Annotated in this window: 5 protein-coding genes; all 5 read left to right on the top strand. The window is 53.8% G+C overall.

The annotated features are described in order from the left end of the window. Positions 1–149: 149 nt before the first annotated feature. From CINSTRO3249_RS14480 to CINSTRO3249_RS14460, 5 genes are read left to right on the top strand one after another with little or no spacing between them, the layout of a single operon-like run. Positions 150–1,196 (top strand): Mu transposase C-terminal domain-containing protein, encoded by a 1,047-nt coding sequence (locus CINSTRO3249_RS14480; RefSeq protein ID WP_074013769.1) that lies wholly within the window; start codon positions 150–152, stop codon positions 1,194–1,196. A gap of 11 nt (positions 1,197–1,207) precedes the next feature. Continuing rightward, positions 1,208–2,137 (top strand): AAA family ATPase, encoded by a 930-nt coding sequence (locus CINSTRO3249_RS14475; RefSeq protein ID WP_074013768.1) that lies wholly within the window; start codon positions 1,208–1,210, stop codon positions 2,135–2,137. Between the two features lie 11 nt (positions 2,138–2,148). Beyond that, complete coding sequence (locus tag CINSTRO3249_RS14470) at positions 2,149–2,439, top strand: hypothetical protein (protein WP_074013767.1); 291 nt, start codon at positions 2,149–2,151, stop codon at positions 2,437–2,439. Between the two features lie 7 nt (positions 2,440–2,446). Next, positions 2,447–2,662: a hypothetical protein gene (locus CINSTRO3249_RS14465; RefSeq protein WP_074013766.1), complete on the top strand. Its 216-nt coding sequence runs from the start codon at positions 2,447–2,449 to the stop codon at positions 2,660–2,662. Then, positions 2,652–2,906, top strand: coding sequence for a DUF3164 family protein (locus CINSTRO3249_RS14460; protein ID WP_074013765.1), 255 nt, complete (start codon positions 2,652–2,654; stop codon positions 2,904–2,906). The genes CINSTRO3249_RS14465 and CINSTRO3249_RS14460 overlap by 11 nt, the downstream gene beginning before the upstream one ends. The last annotated feature ends 120 nt before the right edge of the window (positions 2,907–3,026 follow it).

Raw genomic sequence — 3,026 nt, 5'->3', positions numbered from 1 at the left:
GTCATATGCTGTTTAACCCGCGTCTGATATCGGCGGGTAAGGCGAGAGTCAATCCCGCCAACAGATAGGTTGAAATCATTCTGCAAAGTAATAACAGGTATCACGATAAATGTGTAGATACCTATGCCTTTACCCCGGAGCTGACCCTGGTGCTCGACGGGCGCACCCGCTATCTGGTGGGCTGGAGCCTGTCACTGGCGGAAAACGCCATCGCGGTGGCCGATGCGTGGCGTTATGCCATCCAGCACCACGGCAAGCCATTGTTTGCCTACTCCGATAACGGCGGTGGTGAGACCAACAAGATGCTGGATGCGGATATCACCGGGATTTTTCCCCGGCTGGGCATTGAGCATATTACCGGTATCCCCGGCAATCCGCAGGCGCGGGGCATTATTGAGCGCCTCAACGGGGTGCTGCCACGCAGGCTGGCCCTGCGCTTTCAGACCTATAACGGATTGAGCGCTGACCCCAACGGAGTGCGGGTGCAGGGACAAAAACTGCTGAGTCTGTCGAATGCCTTGCGTCAGGGTAAAGAGTTGAATCCTGTTCAGCAGAAAACGCTGGCGATATTGCCCAGCTGGCGGCAGCTGATAGACGCTATCGAGGAAGAGGTGCAGTGCTATAACCACAGCCACGAGCATAGCGCCTTGCCCAAGGTCAACGGCAAGTCGATGACGCCGGTTGCTTACCGCAAGGCCCTGCTGGCTGAGGAAGGAGACAACATTGAATACCTGACGCCGGGCGAGTTGCGCGAGATGTTTATGCCGGAAGAGAAACGGGTGGCCCAGCGCGGTTGGGTTGAATTGTTGAATAACCAGTATTTTGCCCGGGAGCTGATTGAGGTAGACCGCCAGACGGTAAGGGTGGCCTACGATATCCATAATCCCAACGAGGTGATTATTCGCCAGATGGACGGGGCCTATCTTTGCACCGCGCTGTGGAATGGCAATACGGCCTCGCCGGTGCCGGTCTCCAGAGTGGAAAAAGCCCTGGAGGCGCGCGCCAAGCGTCGCATTAAACTGGCCGAAAGCAAAATTCAGGATGCGAAAGACGAATTACGTCCGGTGATTGACGCACCCAGGGAAAGCGATTACAGCCTGCTGATACCCCAGGTGTCGGCACCTGAAAAAGAGAAGGTGTATTTATTTGAATCTGAATATGAGCACGATATCAAGCAGGTCGGTAATAACCGCTAAGGATATATTGTATGACAACGCGAGAACGTATTTTCCAGCTGATGGCGCGGTCAGGCTACACCCAGCGCAAGGTGGCCGTTAAAACCGGATTAAGCGGCGCAACCATTTCACAATATTTAAAGGGGGTTTACAACGGCAATATTGATAACGTCGAGGGTACGCTGCGGGATTTTCTTGACCGCGAAACAGAGCGCGCTCACCGGCGGGATATTAAGGTGAATTTTGTGCCGACCCATCTGGCCAGGGTGGCGCTGGACCTGATTAGTGCCACTCACGACTTCGGCGATATCGGTGTGATATACGGCCCGGCCGGCATGGGAAAAAGCATGGTGCTGAAAGAGTATGTGCGCGCCAACAGCGCCAATAAAGGCGTCATTCTGATTGAAGCCGACCCCGGCTATACCGCCAAGGTGTTATTGCAGGCGCTGTGCGCCCGGCTGGGTCTGCGGAAAACCGGCAATATCCACGAGCTGGTCGAGGAGTGTGTGCAGGGGCTGCGCGACAAAAACTGGCTGGTGCTGGTTGACGAGGCTGAGCTGCTGCCCTACCGGGCGCTTGAGGTCCTGCGCCGCATTCACGACCGTTCCGGGGTGGCCATCGTGCTGGCGGGGATGCCACGCCTGTTGCTCAATCTGAAAGGCTCACGCGGGGAATACGCCCAGCTTTATAGCCGGGTGGGCATGGCGTTAGACCTGGAGTCTCGTAAGAAAGAAAGTGACGTCGAGGATTTCAGTGCCATTCTGGGCAGCCTGTTATCGAACGGTGAGGCCACGGGCGAGCCGCTTGCGCCGGAGATTGCCGCCGCCTTTCGCAAGCATTCACGGGGCAATTATCGCCGCCTGTTTAAACTGGCGCGCGGGGTGGCCCGGACAAGTGCTATCGGCAATCAGGGGATGTCCGTGACGTTAATCGACCGCTATGCAGAAATGCTCATTCATTGAAGGAGGAAAGTATGTCAGTCCATCATAAAGCGGCATCGACCAACACTCATCTTATCGCCGCGATGACGCAGGCAGGAGCCGTTATTCATTATTTGACGATAAGAGGCGTGAGCGTAAAAAGCGTGATATTGCATAATTGCAAACCCGTTATCCGTATTGCACACCATCCGCTCTGTGAGCAGTTATTAAAACAGGGCCAGGCGAATTATATCACCGTGGGCAAAAACGCACAGGGTGATTTTAAGCAAGGGGCATTCATGAAAGGTGGGTGCAAGGTGATTTGGTCAGCGTCATTACATTGAGGCTCTTATGACAATTGAAATTAAAATCGTTGTTCAGCAAACGCCCCTCGGCATTGATATGAATATTAATGCCAGCGGTGTGGGCAGTGAAGTTGAAAAGAAGGAAGCCCAGTTTATTCACGATGCACTTGCCACCGTATTATCGTGCCGGGCTGATTTCGAGGCGATTAATAAAGGCGCTATTGCCAATGCATTTAACAGGAGAGGTCATCATGTCCACTAACTCACATGACAATACAGTACCCGCCGGCTACTGGCAGGACGCTAAAGGCGTATTGATACCCGACACCATGGTAAAACCCATTGATAAGGAGCGCGACGCGTTGGTTAAAGATATTGTGGCGCGCGCCCGGCCGCTGCATGAGGCATTGCGAGACTTTAAACACCGCGCGTTTGTCGATATCCAGGCATTGATTGACCTGTCGATTGAGCAGTACGGGGTAAAACGTGGCGGCAGAAATGAATAACCCCGAGTTTATTAGAGAGTAATTTTGGCAATACTACGCCGCTTCCTCTGATGCTAATTGCAAAGCGTAATAGTTCATTTCGGCTTCAGTAGGAGGGATGTAACCCAGCCGCCCGAGCAG

This window comes from Candidatus Sodalis sp. SoCistrobi (assembly GCF_900143145.1).
Lineage (GTDB): Bacteria > Pseudomonadota > Gammaproteobacteria > Enterobacterales > Enterobacteriaceae > SoCistrobi.
The sequence above is the reverse complement of the archived record's forward strand: the minus strand, read 5'-3'. Positions and strand labels throughout refer to the sequence as shown.